Genomic DNA, 17,772 nt, shown 5'->3' on the forward strand with positions numbered 1-17,772 from the left:
ATAGAAATTGCTAGAGCTACAAGTGTTTCTAAAAGGGAGAGAAGAGCGAACTTATTATTTATATGGCTAAGTTCTTTAAGTTTTCCGGGCGCTATATGACGGGAGGAAGTACTGTTCCCTATGTTGCGTTTATCCTCGGGAAATTGGTTACCAGTTTTCTTAAATGTTTCCATGCATCTTCATCCAAAACGCTATCTCTCCAGCGTTGTAGTATGCGTTTGATCTTCTTGATCAGACTCGGGAAGAGCAGAAAATGGAAACGGAACTGTGTCGACTTCAAAGGAAAGAAACTGCAGAATTTGTCTAAGGTATGCATTTATTCGGGACGCAAAATAGCGGAGGTTGTCATTTTTTTGTCCGTTTATAATTGTTAAAATAAATTGCGCTACGGAGAGAAAGTACACGAATAAAAGGGCTACATAGGATATAAGTCCGAAAAGAACCATATACAGAGCTCTCTGCCACGCTGGAGGGTTAATGACTATCATGGTTGGTGAGTTGGTGCTTTTATTTTCTGGCAATTTGCGTTCTCCGTCCACTCTTTCATCTTCCGACTATCATGGCCCCAGGGGAACAGGTTTGGCAAGACAACCTGTTCGCATCTTGGATGCTATAAGTATTTTTTTTGCTGCAATCCCATTGTTCGACTAAGTCCGGGTGGCTTCTCCAGGTTCTGGTGGCTGTTTTTTAGCCTATTCAGGTACTCTAAGGCGGTGTCCGGTATAGGAGCTGCTCTTCGCTTTGATTGGCTGACGTGGAGTGTTACTAGTTCGTTGGTAGCCGCCATAAAATTTTCAGATTCGTGGTGCATGGTATGGGCGTAGTGTATTCGTTTTTGATCATAGTCAAAGACAAATGTATCAAACCTCAGTTGATCGCCCTCTCTTACTTCTTGTAAGTAGCTAATATGCCCTTCCAAGGTAAACGTAGTCCCATCAGTTTGGTTCGAATAATTTTCTCCTAAACCTATGACATCGAAGAAGGCGTCTGTGGCATGGTCAAACAGTAGTAGGTAATAGGCCATATTGAGGTGCCCATTGTAGTCTATCCATTGTTTCTGGACTTGTTCTCTATGAACTTGAAGAGGTCCATTATCATCTGTTTTTTGAGACATTTTTACCGTTTATTTCAATGATTCTGGGATGTGCTTATAATTTGCACCATTTCTTTTGCAATGGCATGCATATTTAGTCAAACTAAAGTTCTCGAGAGACGAGATTATCGGGTTATTCAGTACAGCAAGGGGCATCATCAGGGTGTCATTTAGCAGGTCAGAGTTATTAATCAAATCATTTTTTGTGTGAAGGAAAATGGGATGTCGCAGTTACAAAAGCTAAGCAAGGTAGATTTTGGCTCGTCAGAAAAAGTTATTGAGATTCTGAAGGAGTATTTTGGTGACCGGTTGACTACTTCCGTTGCTGTCCGAGAGCGCCATGGGACTGACGAGTCGTTCCACGCACCTCGAAGTCCTGACGCCGTGGTATTTGCTTGCAAAACCGAAGATGTACAGTATGCCGTTGAAGTGTGCGCGAAGCATCAAGTTCCCATAATTGCATACGGCACAGGCACCTCCCTAGAGGGGCATGTAGCAGCGTTGTATGGGGGGATATGCATTGATCTGTCTCAGATGAATGAGGTAGTTGCAGTAAATTCCGAAGATCTTGATTGTACGGTGCAGGCTGGTGTTACCCGTAAACAGTTGAACGAGTACTTGAGAGACATGGGGTTATTTTTCCCTGTTGATCCTGGGGCGGATGCTTCAATTGGCGGTATGGCGTCGACCCGTGCAAGTGGAACCAACGCAGTACGGTATGGGACCATGCGGGAGGCTGTGATGTCATTAAAAGTGGTTTTGGCAGATGGCAGGATTATCCACACAGCTACTAGGAGCAGAAAATCTTCAGCTGGGTATGATTTAACCAGGCTATTTGTAGGGTCTGAAGGGACGTTGGGTATAATTACAGAAATCACGCTGCGACTTCACGGTATACCCGAGGCTATTTCTGCGGCAGTCTGCTCCTTCCCCTCAATAGATGATGCGGTAGGTTCGGTAATAGAAACTATTCAGTTGGGAATCCCGGTAGCCCGAATTGAATTGCTAGATGATGTGACCATGAGAGGAGTTAACTCCTTTTCAAAAACTGATTATCCAGTATCTCACACCTTATTTTACGAGTTTCATGGAAGCCAAGCTACCGTTGAAGAGCATTCCAGGCAGGCTCAGGAAATAGCTTCTGGCTTTGGTGGCGGGGATTTTAATTGGGAAACCAAGGCAGAGGATAGAAATCGCTTGTGGCAGGCGCGGCATGACGCACTCTACGCTATGAATGCACTGCGACCTGGTTCAAAACCAATGGTGACCGATGTGTGCGTTCCCATTTCCCAGTTGGCACAATGTATTAGCGAAACTAAGGTTGACATAGAGGGCTCGTCAATAATGGCTCCTATAGCGGGACATGCAGGCGATGGAAATTTCCATGTAGTATATTTGGTTGACACCGATTCGCCCGATGAGTTGAAGGAAGCGGGAGGTATGCACGACAGGCTAGTCGCCAGGGCGCTTGCACTCGGAGGAACTTGTACGGGAGAGCATGGTATAGGATATGGGAAAATTGACTTTCTTAATTCGGAACTTGGTGAGGGGGTAGGTGTGATGCGTTCCATTAAACTCGCGTTAGATCCAAGTAATATTATGAATCCAGGAAAAATCATAAATGTTTAGTTTTTTACATTCTACTAGTTTGGAAGGAAGTTAAGGAAAGCGGGTTTCCAATGCGCAAAAATATTGACGAACTAGATGCCGGAAAGTTCACCTTTGATAATACGTTCGCTCGCCTCCCTGAGCGATTTTATACCCGCCTTGCACCAACCCCAGTTTCCTCCCCAAAAGTTATTAAGGTAAACGAGCAATTGGCCGAAATTTTGGGTCTTGATCCCGAGGCTCTGAGGGGTCGTGTTGGTGCCAACATACTAAGTGGAAATTGTGTTCCGAAGGGATCGGAGCCCTTGGCAATGGTTTATGCGGGCCATCAATTTGGAGGCTGGGTTCCACAACTTGGGGATGGGAGAGCTATTTTGTTGGGCGAAATAGTGGGGCGCGATGACGTAAGGCGAGATATTCAGTTGAAAGGTGCTGGGCCTACCCCGTATTCGCGTAGCGGCGATGGCAGAGCTGCCTTGGGGCCCGTTCTGCGGGAATACATTCTGAGTGAAGCAATGTGGCGGTTGGGGATTGCAACCACCCGATCACTCGCTGCTGTTGATACAGGTGATACAATTCTTCGTGAAGAGGAGCTTCCAGGAGCGATTGTGGTCCGTGTGGCCGAGAGTCATATTCGGGTTGGTACTTTCCAATTTTTTTCGTCTCGATCAGATATTGTGAGTCTGAAAGCATTAGCTGATTATGTGATTGAGAGGCACTTCCCCAGTATAGATAATGTGGATGGAAAATACGAAGCCTTGCTGGAGGAGGTAGTGAAGCGGCAGGCTCGCCTTATTGCACATTGGCAACTAATTGGATTCATTCACGGTGTAATGAATACAGACAATACCTCGGTCGTGGGCGAAACAATAGACTATGGGCCGTGTGCATTTATGGATAGCTATGACCCTAAAAAGGTTTTTAGCTCAATTGATCAATTTGGACGCTATGCTTATAGCAATCAGCCTGGAATTGGCTACTGGAATATTGGGTGCTTTGGTCAGACATTGCTGCCGTTGATTGAGGGGGGTAAAAAATCAGCTCTGGATAGGGTTCAGAAAATAGTAGCTAAGTACCCAGAGTTGTTTCGGGAGGCCTATTTAGTGGGGTTCAGAAAAAAGCTTGGGTTACGAAAGCAGCTGGATGCTGATGAAATACTTGGTCAGGAGTTGTTGCAAGAGATGGCAGCAGAAGGGCTGGATTATACCGAGACCTTCCGACACCTAACTTCATATCATGGTTCAAATGGCGCTAGGGTCGCGGCGGCACAACATTTTTTTGGGGTCTCTAAAGGGCTTAAGGATTGGATTGCGCGATGGTCTCGGAGATTGGAGGAGGATTGGGTAGGCAGCCATGGTTGGGAGACTGTTATGGGGTCAGCTAATCCTGTGTATATTCCAAGAAATCATCTTGTCGAAGAGGCAATCAAATATGCAGTGAGCGAAAATGATTATAACCACTTTCATAAACTTGTAGGAGTTCTTGAAAATCCATACGAGGAGGTCATGTCCTCGGCCAAATATGGGCTGCCACCAGAGCCGCACGAAGAGGTCAAGGCGACGTTTTGTGGAACATAGGGCTGCAGATTAAAAAACTCACTTTTGGATCTTTTAAGGATTGATTTAGATCGGTATTTCTATATTGCCTAATCGGGCTGTTAATTTGCGGTTTTCCCTATAGTCCACTGGTACGGCGATAATTGCAGGGCCCTTTTGTTGGAAGGCCTCCTCTAGAGACGTCGGGAGCTGATCTACTGCTGTAAGCTCTTTCCCCCACATTCCATACGCCTCTGCCAATTTCTCAAAGTCGGGATTATTAAATTCTAAATCCGAATGCTTCCCAGAAAATTGGTCCTGTTGTTTCCATTTGATCAAACCGTACTCGCCGTCCACCCACACCATAGCAACTATATTTAATTTTTTCCGTACTGCTGTTTCTAGATCCTGGGCGTTCATACTAAAGCCGGCATCACCATTGATCGATAGGACCTTTCTGTCTGGTAAAGCTATTTTGGCCCCTATGGACCCCGGCATCGCAAATCCCATTGAACAAAAACCATTTGAAATTAGACAAGTGTTAGGTTGGAAACATTGGTAGTAACGTGATATCCACATCTTGTGTGCGCCCACATCTGATAGAAGTATGTCATTCGGCCCCAAAAAATTCCGCACCTCATATAAGATTTTTTGGGGTTTCATTGGAAAAGACTGATCATTCATTTCAGCCGAAAAGTCGTGGGTTAGGGTGTATCTAAGATCTTTTCTGGATTTTATATCAAAGAGTGGCAGTGGCCTTTCTTTTCTCGATTCTAACGCTTGGTTGAGTTGCCAGAGCCCATCCGCCAAGTCGCCGACAATTTCTACTGAGGGTGCGTAGTCGCGGTCCACCTCAGCGGGCCAAAAATCCATATGGATGATTTTCTTTTGTGACTGATTGGTTCTGTTCCAGGCCTTGGGTGCGTATTCCACAAGATCGTATCCACAAGAAATGATAAGATCTGCGCTATCAAAGGCGAGGTTATTGTAGTCCCCCATCCCTAGGCCTATCGTATACAAGCAATGTTCGTCGTCCATAGGAATTGCGCCTTTTCCCATAAAAGTGTTTACGACTCCGGCGCCAATGTTGCGCGCGAGCTTAGTTAATTGTTTGGCGGCTCTTTTTCTGATGGCGCCGTTACCGGCTAAAATAATGGGACTCTTGGAGCCATAAATTAATTCAGCGGCCTGTGCTACGGATTTATGATCGGCCGCTGGGCGTCGGACTTTTATTGGAGTCATTGGTTTGTCTTGGATGTCTTTCTTGGCCACATCTTCAGGAAGTTCAATGACGCACACCCCAGGCTTTTCCGTCTCCGAAAGTTTAAAAGCTTTGCGGATGACCTCGGTTATATTTTCCGGCGCGAGGACAGAGACGGACCACTTGGTTATGGGCTCGCACATCCGAATTGCATCCATTATTTGATGACTTTCTTTGTGTTGGCGGGTGGTTGACCCTTGGCCTATGATGGCAACAACAGGGGCTCTGTCCATATTTGCATCAGCTAGTCCAGTAAGAAGATTTGTTACCCCTGGTCCAAGGGTGGCAAGGCAGACACCAGCTTTACCTGTCAGGCGACCATATGCGTCAGCGGCAAAAGCTGCCGCTTGTTCGTGTCGACAAAGTACAAAGTCAATTGGGGAATTGATAAGAGAGATCATTAAGTCTGCATTTTCTTCTCCGGGAACTCCAAAAATTCGCTCCACGCCTTCCTTTTCCAGGCATTTAACAAACAAATCTGACGCTTTCATTGGACCTCCAAATTTTCGCGGTAATGGCCGTTAAATTATGATATTAAACTTATTATCTCCAGCAGGTTTCCCCGAAACGCGGGGGGGGGGCCGAATTTTTGAACTAGGGCCTTAGGTTAACCAATAGAAAAAAGTATGGCATCTTTTTTTATGTCGCGCTTTACCAATCTAAACTTGTCCGGCATACAGTCTTGAGACATTCTGTTTGGCCTCAGGTTAGCACATGCCAATCGGATTAATTCAGCGAAGTCAGTTTGGAGATAAATTCGCCTATTCTGCGACCTTATTATAACACCATAATTTTGCCACGTTTTCGGAAATAATCAATTGTGGGGAAAGCTTTGAAGATTATCTTATATACCGGAACTGGACTTTTTGTGCTTTGTGTTGGCCTCGTGTTGATAGTCCCTGGTTTAATGGACTGGAACCAGTACAAAGGGCAAATCGTTGATAGGGTGGCTTACGAGCTGGGTAGGGAGTTTTCTGTATCCGGAGACATTTCGCTCTCCGTGATTCCCCAAACAAAATTTTCTTTACAAGGGGTGCATATTGGTAACATCGAAAGTGCCAGTGTTCCTCATATGGCCCGGGTAAACTCAGTCGATGTCGAGGTTGCTTTCATGCCCTTGTTAATGGGTTCTATTCAAATAGTGCGGGTTATCTTGGTTGAACCGACAATAGTTTTGGAAAGGCTCGCTGATGGCCGCAGCAACTGGATTTGGGGTGAAAGCGGAAACACAGGGTCACGATTGTTCTCCGGTAAATTTTTAGAAGATGTTTCGCTCGAGGAGTTTGTGATTTCAGCTGGGAATCTTGAATACCTAGATGCCTCTAGCGGGCACAGATATCAAATTGAGGACATCCACCTAAGCATGTCGGCGCCCAGCTTGAGCGGGCCATTTCAATTTAATGGAGTATTAAGAGCTTTCGGTAGTGAAGTAATGGTTGAATCAATTTCAGTGGAGGTAAATCCCCAGAATGATGTTCTGACGAGGGGGCAAATAAGTTGGCAAGGGCTCCGGTTGAAATATTCAGCTAGCTCAAACACTGATGCCGAAGGCGTTTCTTCTTGGGGAGGTGCGCTTAAAGTTTATCCAGATGGACGGAATAGGTTGCCCGCAAGCTGGTCCAAGTTGCAGGAGATTTTACTTGGCACCAAGGACATCGACCCAGAATTGTTTGAATTTTCTTCTGACTTTAGTTGGCAAGGTGGCGTGTTGGATATTTCAGAATCGGAATTCCGTTTAGGCGAGTTAAAGGGTAGTGCTGTTGTTTCTTTGGGACCTAATAGAGTTAGCGGACGAGTTGATTTGGGCCGTCTCAATCTGGACAGGGTTCTCAACTCTGAGCTTTCTGTGGGAGATGAACAAATAGCGGTTGAGTTGGTGTCGAAGGCTGCAGACTTGATGGCAAGTTTGTCTAACAGACCAAGTTTGGTTGCGGATGTAATATTGGTTGCGGATGCGATCCAATATAAGGGTGAGGCACTTAGAAATGTGGTTGTGGATGCAGGTATTAATGATGGGTTAATAAGGTTAAATCAATGTTCTGTTAGGCTTCCCGGAGCGTCCTCTCTTGCTTTGGAGGGGCAGTTCTATTTGGAGCAGGACATCCCAGGTTTCCTTGGTACAGCCCAGGCAAGCTCTGATAACCTTCGAGCTTTGCTTAAGTGGCTATCTGTGGAATTAGATCCATTATCAGGGGAGCGGTTGAGACGGTTATTGTTTTCAACAAAAATTCAGGGAACACTAGCGTCAGGCAATCTTACAGATATCGATCTGCAATTGGATACCAGCCTGATACGAGGCGGCCTTGCTTATGCAGTTTCAAATGGCCGGGCTGGTTTGGGAATAGGGCTTCACGTAGATCAGTTAGAGCTTGATGCGTATCTCCCTCAGGTCTCCCCGGGCGAGGGTGATGTTCCCTCTGATAAAAACCCCTACATCGCACTTTTATCTGCCTTTGATGCTGATTTCGATATTCGGCTTGATGAAGTCACCGCCAATGGAATACCTGTTTCCGGTGTTATCCTAGATGGTTTGTGGTTGCACGACGGCCTGGATGTTCGTGAGATTTCTGTTCAAAATTTTTTGGGCTCATCCGTTAAATTTACTGGGATGCTGAGTGACCTCTCCTTAATCCCTTCTATCCAAGGGTCCTTTAGTGCAAGTGCAAAACGATTGGGTTCTTTGGCGAGGGCTTTTCCAGAAGTTAATAAACTTCCAAAATATATTCTGGGCCCGATAGCAGTAGAACTAGCAGTCCAAGGCAATTTTGACCAAATTACCATGGATGGATTCGTTGAGATGTTGGAAAGCCGAATTGCCCTAGAGGGTAGTATTATGGATTTTCTGAACACTCGGACGATAGATATGTCCGGTGAAGTGGGGATCGCTAGTTTGGCTGAGTTTGGAGCGCTCTTGTCTGACTACGAAATTAGATTACCAGAGATCGTTTTGGGAACTAATATTCCCCTTACTTTTGGTGCTGACGTTGCTGGGGATTTCCCCAATTTAGATGTGAGTGCCATTGCTCTGCTAGGGGATGGTATTCTGGAGGCGGAGGGTACTCTTACACAAATTGATCAAACCTTTGAGTATGATCTTTATGGGGATTTTACTCATGCCAATATTGGTGATTTCTTAGAGATTTTTTCAAAAGAACCGGTGCCGAGTTTTCTAAAGGTTGATATCGAAACCGAAGTTGATTGGTACTTTAATGGCGGACCTGGCAATTTCAGTTGGGAGGGGGGTATTGCTAGGGGCGATCTCAATATTACTGGGTTTGGTAACTATGAGGCTGGGGAAAGTGACGTTTCTTTTGGCGTCCATCACCCAGATATTTCAACATTTGTATCTGAGCTTGGGGTTAATGAAAGTGACATACTTGTAGATGGTCCAATTGATTTTTCGGTTATGTTGCAAAGCGGATTGGATGGTATCAAGGTTCCGAACCTTGAATTAATCACACCCGCCAGTGATCTTTATGGAGATTTGATGGTTCATACGAGTGGCGACGAGCACAAATTACTCGGATCGTTTACTTCCAGAAATTTGGAGTTTAGTGAATTATCTGCCTTGGTTTCCGCGTTGGAAGCTGGAAAATATGATGTCTTTAATCTTGCAGATGAAGGTGCTGGATTGTCGTTTTCTGAACCAGTTTTAGATGGGGATGACCCATTTAGTTGGGATGATGTATCCGCTGATATTACTTTGGAAGTGGCGAAGATGAGCGGTCTGGGGCAGACATTTGAGAACGTTGATGCAAAATTAGATATTGCGCCGCATTCCGTGAATATAGCCCACTTCTCAGGCCTTTGGGGAGATGGAAATTTTAATGTGGAAGGGGTGTTGGCAGGAGAACCGGACCCTAGTTTCGATATAAAGGTCTCTCTGGAGGAGGCCGATTTGACTAAGGTACTAGAAACCTATGATGGCTTCGGTTTCCTCTCAGGCCGGGTGACATTGCAAGCTAGCTTGACAGGGCAAGGTAGAGATAAGGAGCAAAGATTAGAAACATTGTCGGGGCACGGCAGGATAACTGGAACCGCGGGAGGAACTATAAGAGGGATCAGTTTTCAAGAATTTTTTGAAAAATCGCGAAGCCTAAATCAAGTTGGCGATTTTATCGAACTCGTCCCCACAATTTTGGACGGGGGCCAAACATTGTTTACGGGTTTCAATGGAAATATTAAAGCCGAGAACGGGAAAATTAGAACAGAAGACTTGGTTTTTGCTTTAGATGAAGGAAAGGCTACCGTTTCGGGACTTATAGATGTAGCAGGGTGGACGCAGGATCTGGAGGTGAAGACTATTTTGGGTGATAATAACCTCTCTTTGCCTATTATACTGTATATTGAGGGCGAGTTGGGAGCTCCGGATGTGGGGGTGCGTGTCACGGAGTTAGAAAGCTATTTGCGCTCAGTTTTTCCCGATTTCCAAAAGGTTCCGGAGCACATCCAGGGAACGGTTGACGGTTTAGAGGATATCAATTTGGACCAAACGATGGAGGAGGTTATTTCTACAGAGGCTGCGGAGGATTTAATTGAGCGCCTTATTGAAGGGGGCTCTACTCACGAATTGGACCATGTCGACGACAATGTAACGCCTAAGCAGTCAGAGGATATAGAGTTCCGCGATCTTTTAGAGGAGCTGTTGCAGGATTGACGGTTGTGCAAAATTATGGGGTGATGGAATTTGTGCTAAATTGGTTGGATTCGCTAAGGTATAGGTCCTGCATTGATGGCTCAATTTTTCAGTTACTCCTATTTTTTAGGTTGTTATCTTCTTAGTTTCTTGTGCTATCCTCTTTGGCGATGCTAGGAGGTACAATGAGAAAAATAATTTATTTGGGGTCGATACTTTGGCTGTCATTTGCCATTCTACCTGTGGCCGCTGAGGATTGCGGATTAAGGCCAGATAAACCGCACTTGCCAGATGGAACCATAGCAGGCCCGGAAGAAATGAAAAATGGTTTGGACTCGACGGGGGACTATACTTCGGCTCTTGAGAAGTATGCTGATTGTTTGATTTCTTTAGCCCAAAAGAATGAAGACGAGCTTAGTAGACTATTACAAGAAATATCCTCTGCGGAAAAAGCTCTAAAAGACACGGTTGACTTAGTTCGGTCTATCGAAGGTCGGCGGGATAGTTTGCTAAGTGAGGCGCAAGCAGCAGTTGAGGAGCGAAATCTGTTGGTTCAAGAATGGAACGAAGCAGCCCAATCGTTTAAGGCGCGGTTAGAGGATTAACTTTTTTCAGAAATTAGAGGATTAACTTTTTTCAGAAAACAGGGTCTGCTTGTTAAGCCTCGCGAGGCTGAGAGAAAAAGTCATTGCCCTTGTCGTCGACTATTATGAAAGCGGGGAAGTCCTCTACTTCAATCTTCCATATAGCTTCCATACCTAGGTCTTCATAGGCAATGCACTCGACACTTTTTATACAGTCGTGGGCTAGGCGAGCACCGGGGCCGCCTATGGAACCTAAGTAAAAGCCACCATATTTCTGGCAACTGTCTTTTACGCTAGCTGTCCGATTTCCTTTCGCTAGCATAACAAGGGATGCCCCCATTTTTTGGAAAGGTTCGACAAAAGGATCCATACGGGCAGCCGTAGTGGGGCCAAATGAACCGGTTGCATAGCCTGTTGGTGTTTTCGCGGGTCCCGCATAGTAGATACAATGATTCTTAAAATAATCAGGAAGCGAACCTCCTAATTCGAGTTTGGTTTGTAGCCGGGCATGTGCTGCATCTCTTGCAACAATCATAGGTCCGGAAAGAGAAATACGAGTTTCAATCGGATATTTTGATAAGGTAGCCCGGATTTCCTCCATTGGCTTGTTCAAGTCGATTTCCACTACCGGGTCTTCGGGGCCATTTTCCGGTGCGTCTGGCAGATAAGATTCGGGGTTGGATTCAAGTCGTTCAAGGAAGACCCCTGCACTAGTTATTTTACCGAGAGCTTGACGATCCGCAGAGCACGAAACACCGATTCCAATAGGAAGGCTAGCGCCGTGTCGAGGTAGGCGGATTGCTCGAACGTCGTGACAGAAATATTTCCCGCCAAACTGGGCCCCGATACCAAAGGCCTCTGTGAGTTTTTGAAGCTTATTTTCTAGCTCTATGTCACGATAGGCATGTCCTGAAGAACTGCCTTGCGATGGGAGGTTATCCAGGTATCTGCAACTAGCTAATTTTACAGTTTTTAGATTGAGTTCAGCTGTAGTGCCACCAATTACCACTGCTAGGTGATAGGGAGGACATGCTGCTGTCCCCAAAGACCGCAATTTTTGCTCTAAAAAATCAATTAATTTCTGAGGATGTAAACGGGCCGGGCTTTCCTGAAATAAAAAGGTTTTATTGGCAGAGCCGCCTCCTTTTGCCACAAAAAGAAATTCGTAAGTTTGTCCAGGCTTATTATATATATCTATCTGGGCGGGAAGATTACTCTTAGTATTCACTTCATCAAAAAGATTCAGTGGCGCTATCTGACTAAACCGGAGATTCAAGTCTCTATAGGCCTCAAATACCCCTCTACTTATCGATTCTTCATCATTGAACCCGGTCCAAACCTGTTGACCTTTGGTGCACATTGCTATTGCAGTGCCGGTATCTTGACACATGGGCAAGATTCCCGCGGCGGAGATGTTGGCATTCTTTATAAGTTCCAGGGCAACAAATTTATCATTTTTTGAGGCCGCCGGATCGTTGAGAATTTTGGCTAATTGTTCAAGGTGGGTCGAACGGAGTAGATGAGAGATATCTCGGATTGCCTCCGAAGCCAGCAAGGTTAGGGCTTCTGGTCTAACTTTCAAAATGTCTCGGCCCTCAAATTTACCGGAGCTTACAAATTCCTCTGTTAACTGGCGGTACTTAGTGGTGTCCGGTCCAAGGGGGAAAAGTTCTTGAAAAATAAAATCAGTCATGTTGAATGTATCTCTGGAAGGGGGCTATTTCTGGGAATATTAGGTTGGTTTGTTTCGTCTAATTTTCTTACTCCAAAGTTTGGGAAGATGTGGGCATAATCTTTGATAAAATTGAAGATGAATCGCATTGATTGAGGTGGAGAGCATTAATGTTCGCCTATGTTTTCCGAAAATGATCTAGCTTTACTACTTTTTCAATTTTCTCTTCACTTGAGCCAACCTGGGGTTTCTTTACGGGGGTATTATCGTCAAAGGTTCCACTGCTATATTCGCCACCAAATTGCAAGGTAAATTCGGCAAGGGGATCGGCAAATCCTGTTAAGGCTTTCGTTGGGATTACTAATTGATGAGGAATTTTATTAAAGTTGAGTGTTACACTAAAGCCTTCTTCAGTAACCGCCAGATCCCAGAACTGGTTTTGTAAAACTATCGTCATTTCATCAGGGAATTGTTCCTTAAGCTCAGCTCCAATTTTTGTTTCTGGCAACGCTGTCAAAAAGGAGATATATAAGTGATGTCCCTGGGGCAGTCCGTCTTCAGCGACGGATCTCAGAGTGCGTAACACGACTTGTCTGAGGGCCTCATTTACCATTTTTTTATAATCTAAGTTATTTTCTGCCATGTTAGCTCTGACGTTATGATTTATGTGGAGGGCTTCTGTTGCCCGGCGCCCTCCGAACCGCGCTTACCTAGTAGTACTAAGCAGCAAGTGCCATTTCATTATCATTGGCAATTGTGTTTTTGATCCGGTAACGGTGGTATCATGCCGAGCGAAAACCACATCTTTATTGCCCATGTCGAACCTGGTTCGCCCCCATAAATACACGCCACCTGGCGCGAAAAGGAAGGATTATGGTGGAGGCGCCGGGTACTGCCCCCGGGTCCATGCAGCCTATTCCATATGGCGTTTATCACTATAGTCGGATGACCGACACCCTAATATATGCCTTCTCAACAAATATTGAAAGCCTATGGTTGGTGCAAACTAGGGGGATCGTGAGACACCGGATCTCTTTATTGGCGAGGGTTTCGAAGCCTGATAATGTGTTAGCAAATGTAGGCGCAATGTGATCTATTGACGTGAAGGATACCCTATGACTGACGATAATGGGGCGCCCGACGGGCAACCAAAAGGAGTTATGACGCGGAGAGTTACTGTTCCCGCACTTGAGAAGTGCTTGTATAAGCCTTTACAGGTGCTGGATCATGGCTTTGTCCGTCTCATCGATTACATGGGTGATGACAACGCTGTGGTCCAGGCGGCCCGTGTTTCGTATGGTTCGGGAACTAAGCAGGTTAGGGAAGACCGGGGTTTAATCCGCTATCTCATGCGTCACCGGCATACAACCCCGTTTGAAATGTGTGAAATCAAATTTCACATCAAACTTCCAATTTTTGTTGCTCGTCAATGGGTAAGGCACCGAACAGCAAATATAAATGAATATTCTGCCCGGTATTCCTATTTGGATAAAGAGTTTTATATACCTCACCCTCAGCACCTAGCGACTCAATCTTCTACTAATCGGCAAGGGCGTGGCTCTGTGTTGGAGGGGCATGAGGCAGATAGAGTTCTTAATTTGTTACAAGAAGATGCAAGCCGAGCTCATGACCACTATGTGGAAATGATGAATGAAGATGAGAATGGGGAGGTCCTTAGGGAAGATCGCGATGGGTTGGCCCGCGAGCTTGCGAGAATGAATTTAAGTTTGAATTTTTATACGCAGTGGTACTGGAAGGTAAATTTACATAATTTAATGCATTTTCTTGCTTTGCGCGCTGACCCCCATGCCCAATATGAAATTCGTGCCTATGCCTCAGTAATGTTAACGATTCTTAAAGACTGGGTGCCACATGTGTATGAAGCATTTATTGATTACAGGGTTAATGCGTTTGAGTTATCTCAACCAGCTTTATCAGTTGTGAGAAAATTAATCGAGGATGAGTCGGTTGACCAAAAGGGTAGCGGCCTGTCCCCGAGGGAGTGGCGAGAGTTGATGCTGGTCTTAGGGCTTGAACGGGCTTAATTGGTAGGGAAATCCCTGGCCCCAGTGATGTACTTTTAGTCCATGGTTTCTATTGTAGGTGGGGTGTTTAAGTTTCGGAAACTTTCCACCTTTTGTGCCACCTTTTGCCCTATGTCCATGAAGGTTTTTCCGTGAAGCGAGCCTGGATCCGATATGGTTATAGGTATTCCTCCATCTGATCCCACCCGTACTCCAATATCTAGTGGAAATTCGCCAAGAAAATCGACGCTAAGTTTTTGCGCCCATTCGCGNGCACCGCCGTGGCTGAAAATTTCGGAACGCGCACCACATTTTGGGCACAAAAAATAACTCATATTTTCAATCAAGCCGAATACGGGGACATTTACCTTTTGGAACATTCCCAAACCTTTTCTTGCATCCAGTAGAGCAATGTCCTGGGGGGTGGATACTATTATGGCTCCAGCAAGAGGAACGCGTTGAGCCATGGTCAACTGCGCGTCGCCCGTCCCTGGGGGCATATCCACAATTAGAAAGTCTACTGCACCCCACTTAACGTCTCTCAACATTTGCTCTAGAGCACTTTGAACCATTGGGCCACGCCAAATCATGGGGGTGTCTTCTTCCACTAAGAAGCCCATGGACATACACTTCAAGTTATATTTTTCTAGAGGAAGGATCTTCTTATTAGTGTCCGCTTGCGGCTTTTCTGTAATACCAAGCATTCTAGGGATTGAAGGGCCATAAATATCTGCATCGAGTATTCCAACCTGATGTCCAAGCCTGGCGAGGGAGACAGCTAAATTGGTTGCAATGGTGGATTTGCCTACACCACCTTTCCCACTCGCTACTGCTACGATTGCACCTATTCCTGGAATATTGTTGGTTTCTTGGCTAGTGTGTTTGGCTTCGTTTCTACTCTGAGGAGNCGGACTTCGCTCGCTTGTTAGCACAATGGTGGCTGATATCACCCCAGGGAGACCCCGAATTTGCTCCTCACACTCCCTGCGAACGAGTTCCATTTCCTTGGCCTGATCGGGGGTTATTTCAAGGGAGAACCCTATATTCCCATCCTTTATAATTATGTCCGATACAATTCCCAATTCGAACACCGACTTACCCGCTGATTGAACCATAATGGTTTTCAGGGAGTTAAGAATTATTTCGTTGGAAATGGCAGGCATGGTTGTATTTTCCTTATATAATTCAATATGTCTATCAGTTGTTTGTCGGAAATTATCGATTATTGTGCGGGTGGGTAAACTTTTTACTACGATACCATCGATCTTCAGTGTATGAAGGGTGACGANGTTTCAGAACTAACAATGAGGAACATAGCTTATGCCGTGGACCAATCAAGGTGGTGGCGGACCCTGGGGCCCGAGGGGCGGTAACGGGTCTGGAGGTGACAACGGGTCTGGTAACTGGGGATCGGGCGGCTCAGGTGGTGGGTCGCAGGGTCCTGATGTAGAGGAGTTGTTGCGTCGCAGTCAGGATAAATTGCGAGGCCTGTTGCCAGGCAATCTGGGCGGCCGTGGGTTTGCGTTAATTATTGTTCTTGTCATAGCTGTCTGGATGGGTTCGGGTTTTTATATTATTCAACCAGANGAGCAGGGGGTTGTATTAAGATTTGGCGAGTACAGTCAAACTAGTNANCCTGGCTTAAATTACCATTTCCCCTATCCAGTTGAGACGGTAAGGAAAATTCCTGTGCTAACTGTTCGGAGGGTGGAGATAGGCTTTCGGAGCGCTCCCACTAGCTCTCGTGGCGTGCCGGGGAGAAACTTTGACGATGAAAGTCTAATGCTTACCGGCGATGAAAACATAATCGACGTCAATTTTGTGGTCCAATGGGAGGTCAAAGATGCTGGCGCATTTGCTTTCAATATTAGAAATCCATCTCAGACGGTAAAAGATGCTACAGAGAGTTCAATGCGAGAAGTCATAGGGACCTCAGACCTTGAATCGGCCCTTTCTGAGGACCGCCAGGAAGTGGAACAGCGAACCCAAACCCTTCTGCAAAAGATTTTAGATGATTATGGATCAGGCATTCGCGTAAGGGAGGTGCTTTTGCAAAGNGCTGACCCACCACCGGCAGTGATCGAGTCCTATCGGGATGTTCAGCGGGCTAAGGCTGACCAAGAACGTTTAATAAACGAGGCCGATGCCTTTAAAAATCGGGTGGTGCCAGAGGCCCGTGGGCAAGCAGCCCAGATACGTGCAGAGGCGCAGGCTTACAAGGAACAGGTTGTGGCAAGGGCGGAAGGTGCGGCTCAGCGGTTTGTGGCGGTTTACGAGGAGTATCGTGATGCCAAAGTTGTTACCAAGCAAAGAATTTATCTGGAGACCATGGAAAAAGTCCTTCAGGATATGAATAAGGTTGTGATCGATAGTGGTCAGGGTGGGACAGGGGTAGTCCCCTACCTGCCGCTTCCGGAATTACAGAAACGTGCTGGCTCGTCCAGTTCGGCATCATCGGGAGATCAGCAATGAAGAAAAATATGGGGCTAATTGCTGTTGTGTTGGGAGGTGTGGCCGTCGTTATTACTCTGAGTGCAGCCTTCATAGTCGATCAAACGGAACAAGCTCTGGTTCTTCAGTTCGGGGAACCGAGGAGAGTAATTCAAGAACCAGGATTAAATTTCAAGACGCCATTTATTCAGCAGGTGGTGCGCTTNGATAAACGTCTTCTGGACTTCGATAATGCCCCTGAGGAGGTCATTGCCTCGGACCAGAAACGTTTGGTGGTGGATGCGTTTGTGAGGTATCACATTACAGATCCGTTGAAATTCTACCAAACGCTGNGGTCTGAAAGAGCTTTGCGCCAGAGACTCGGGTCAGTCGTTAACTCAACCCTGCGTGAAGTATTGGGATCCGTCCCCCTTAACCAGGTTGTATCGGAGAAACGTNGAGCCCTAATGTTGGAAATACGAGATGATGTGAGAACAAAGGCGGATGGGTTTGGTATCCGTGTTGAGGATGTGAGAATCAAACGAGCAGACCTTCCACCTCAAAATTCAGAAGCTATCTATCGTCGTATGCAGACGCAACGTCAGCAAGAGGCTGCAGAACTTAGGGCACAGGGTAGTGAAGAGGCGCAGAAAATCAGAGCGGAGGCTAACCGACTAAAAGTTGTTATAGTGGCCGAGGCGGAAAAGGAGGCGGAGATCGAGAGAGGTAATGGAGAGGGTGAGATGACCAGAATTTTTGCTGAGGCTTTTGGGCGTGACGCCGAATTCTTCTCCTTTTATCGTTCAATGCAGGCCTATGAAGCTGCTCTCGGCACTGATGATACAACCATGGTCCTGTCGCCTGACAGTGATTTTTTCAAGTATTTTGGTTCCCTATCTGCTCAGCAACCATTGGAGTGAGGACTTCGA

Annotated in this window: 13 protein-coding genes and 1 other RNA gene; 7 read left to right on the plus strand and 7 right to left on the minus strand. The window is 46.0% G+C overall.

From position 1 onward, the window contains the following. Positions 1 to 191: 191 nt before the first annotated feature. On the minus strand, positions 192 to 539 hold the full coding sequence (locus CMM32_07860) for a hypothetical protein (protein ID MBT06813.1): 348 nt from the start codon (positions 537 to 539) through the stop codon (positions 192 to 194). 71 nt (positions 540 to 610) lie between these two features. Further along, complete coding sequence (locus CMM32_07865) at positions 611 to 1,114, minus strand: thioesterase-like protein (protein ID MBT06814.1); 504 nt, start codon at positions 1,112 to 1,114, stop codon at positions 611 to 613. A 201-nt stretch (positions 1,115 to 1,315) separates the two neighbouring features. On the opposite strand from CMM32_07865, the gene CMM32_07870 reads away from it, so the two are divergent. Both CMM32_07870 and CMM32_07875 read left to right on the plus strand, forming a co-directional pair. After that, the gene (locus CMM32_07870) at positions 1,316 to 2,722 is read left to right on the plus strand and encodes an FAD-binding oxidoreductase (protein ID MBT06815.1); all 1,407 of its coding nucleotides are present in this window, start codon (positions 1,316 to 1,318) and stop codon (positions 2,720 to 2,722) included. 50 nt (positions 2,723 to 2,772) lie between these two features. After that, positions 2,773 to 4,278 carry a hypothetical protein gene (locus CMM32_07875; protein MBT06816.1) on the plus strand — a complete coding sequence of 502 codons (1,506 nt, stop codon included), beginning with the start codon at positions 2,773 to 2,775 and terminating at the stop codon, positions 4,276 to 4,278. A 45-nt stretch (positions 4,279 to 4,323) separates the two neighbouring features. On the opposite strand, the gene CMM32_07880 is transcribed toward CMM32_07875, so the two are convergent. Next, entirely contained in the window at positions 4,324 to 5,988 is a 1,665-nt protein-coding gene (locus tag CMM32_07880; protein ID MBT06817.1) for an acetolactate synthase large subunit, read from the minus strand. 329 nt (positions 5,989 to 6,317) lie between these two features. Here CMM32_07880 and CMM32_07885 point away from each other — a divergent pair, with 329 nt between their 5' ends. Beyond that, positions 6,318 to 10,154: a hypothetical protein gene (locus CMM32_07885; protein ID MBT06818.1), complete on the plus strand. Its 3,837-nt coding sequence runs from the start codon at positions 6,318 to 6,320 to the stop codon at positions 10,152 to 10,154. A gap of 164 nt (positions 10,155 to 10,318) precedes the next feature. Continuing rightward, positions 10,319 to 10,738, plus strand: a complete 420-nt coding sequence (locus CMM32_07890; protein MBT06819.1) for a hypothetical protein — start codon at positions 10,319 to 10,321, stop codon at positions 10,736 to 10,738. 52 nt (positions 10,739 to 10,790) lie between these two features. Here CMM32_07890 and CMM32_07895 read toward each other — a convergent pair whose 3' ends face one another. From CMM32_07895 to ssrA, 3 genes are all read right to left on the minus strand, one after another. After that, complete coding sequence (locus CMM32_07895; protein ID MBT06820.1) at positions 10,791 to 12,410, minus strand: fumarate hydratase; 1,620 nt, start codon at positions 12,408 to 12,410, stop codon at positions 10,791 to 10,793. A 157-nt stretch (positions 12,411 to 12,567) separates the two neighbouring features. Continuing rightward, positions 12,568 to 13,032, minus strand: coding sequence for a hypothetical protein (locus CMM32_07900; GenBank protein ID MBT06821.1), 465 nt, complete (start codon positions 13,030 to 13,032; stop codon positions 12,568 to 12,570). Between the two features lie 23 nt (positions 13,033 to 13,055). Further along, positions 13,056 to 13,381: a transfer-messenger RNA gene (gene ssrA / locus CMM32_07905) on the minus strand. Positions 13,382 to 13,549: 168 nt separating this feature from the next. On the opposite strand from ssrA, the gene CMM32_07910 reads away from it, so the two are divergent. Then, positions 13,550 to 14,434: a thymidylate synthase (FAD) gene (locus CMM32_07910; protein MBT06822.1), complete on the plus strand. Its 885-nt coding sequence runs from the start codon at positions 13,550 to 13,552 to the stop codon at positions 14,432 to 14,434. A 35-nt stretch (positions 14,435 to 14,469) separates the two neighbouring features. On the opposite strand, the gene CMM32_07915 is transcribed toward CMM32_07910, so the two are convergent. Continuing rightward, on the minus strand, positions 14,470 to 15,576 hold the full coding sequence (locus CMM32_07915) for a hypothetical protein (protein MBT06823.1): 1,107 nt from the start codon (positions 15,574 to 15,576) through the stop codon (positions 14,470 to 14,472). 157 nt (positions 15,577 to 15,733) lie between these two features. Between CMM32_07915 and hflK the strand changes: the two genes are divergently transcribed. Beyond that, complete coding sequence (hflK, locus tag CMM32_07920) at positions 15,734 to 16,885, plus strand: FtsH protease activity modulator HflK (GenBank protein ID MBT06824.1); 1,152 nt, start codon at positions 15,734 to 15,736, stop codon at positions 16,883 to 16,885. Next, positions 16,882 to 17,763 carry a protease modulator HflC gene (locus CMM32_07925; GenBank protein MBT06825.1) on the plus strand — a complete coding sequence of 294 codons (882 nt, stop codon included), beginning with the start codon at positions 16,882 to 16,884 and terminating at the stop codon, positions 17,761 to 17,763. Before hflK ends, CMM32_07925 begins: the two co-directional genes overlap by 4 nt. Positions 17,764 to 17,772 lie beyond the last annotated feature (9 nt).

This window comes from Rhodospirillaceae bacterium (genome assembly GCA_002728255.1).
Classification (GTDB): domain Bacteria; phylum Pseudomonadota; class Alphaproteobacteria; order UBA7887; family UBA7887.

Excerpts from the sequence above, each read along its gene's own strand:
- CMM32_07865 (MBT06814.1), bottom strand. The coding sequence starts at position 1,114 with ATGTCTCAAAAAACAGATGATAATGGACCTCTTCAAGTTCATAGAGAA.
- CMM32_07870 (MBT06815.1), top strand. The coding sequence starts at position 1,316 with ATGTCGCAGTTACAAAAGCTAAGCAAGGTAGATTTTGGCTCGTCAGAA.
- CMM32_07900 (MBT06821.1), bottom strand. The coding sequence starts at position 13,032 with ATGGCAGAAAATAACTTAGATTATAAAAAAATGGTAAATGAGGCCCTC.
- CMM32_07895 (MBT06820.1), bottom strand. The coding sequence starts at position 12,410 with ATGACTGATTTTATTTTTCAAGAACTTTTCCCCCTTGGACCGGACACC.
- CMM32_07890 (MBT06819.1), top strand. The coding sequence starts at position 10,319 with ATGAGAAAAATAATTTATTTGGGGTCGATACTTTGGCTGTCATTTGCC.
- CMM32_07880 (MBT06817.1), bottom strand. The coding sequence starts at position 5,988 with ATGAAAGCGTCAGATTTGTTTGTTAAATGCCTGGAAAAGGAAGGCGTG.
- CMM32_07875 (MBT06816.1), top strand. The coding sequence starts at position 2,773 with ATGCGCAAAAATATTGACGAACTAGATGCCGGAAAGTTCACCTTTGAT.
- CMM32_07910 (MBT06822.1), top strand. The coding sequence starts at position 13,550 with ATGACGCGGAGAGTTACTGTTCCCGCACTTGAGAAGTGCTTGTATAAG.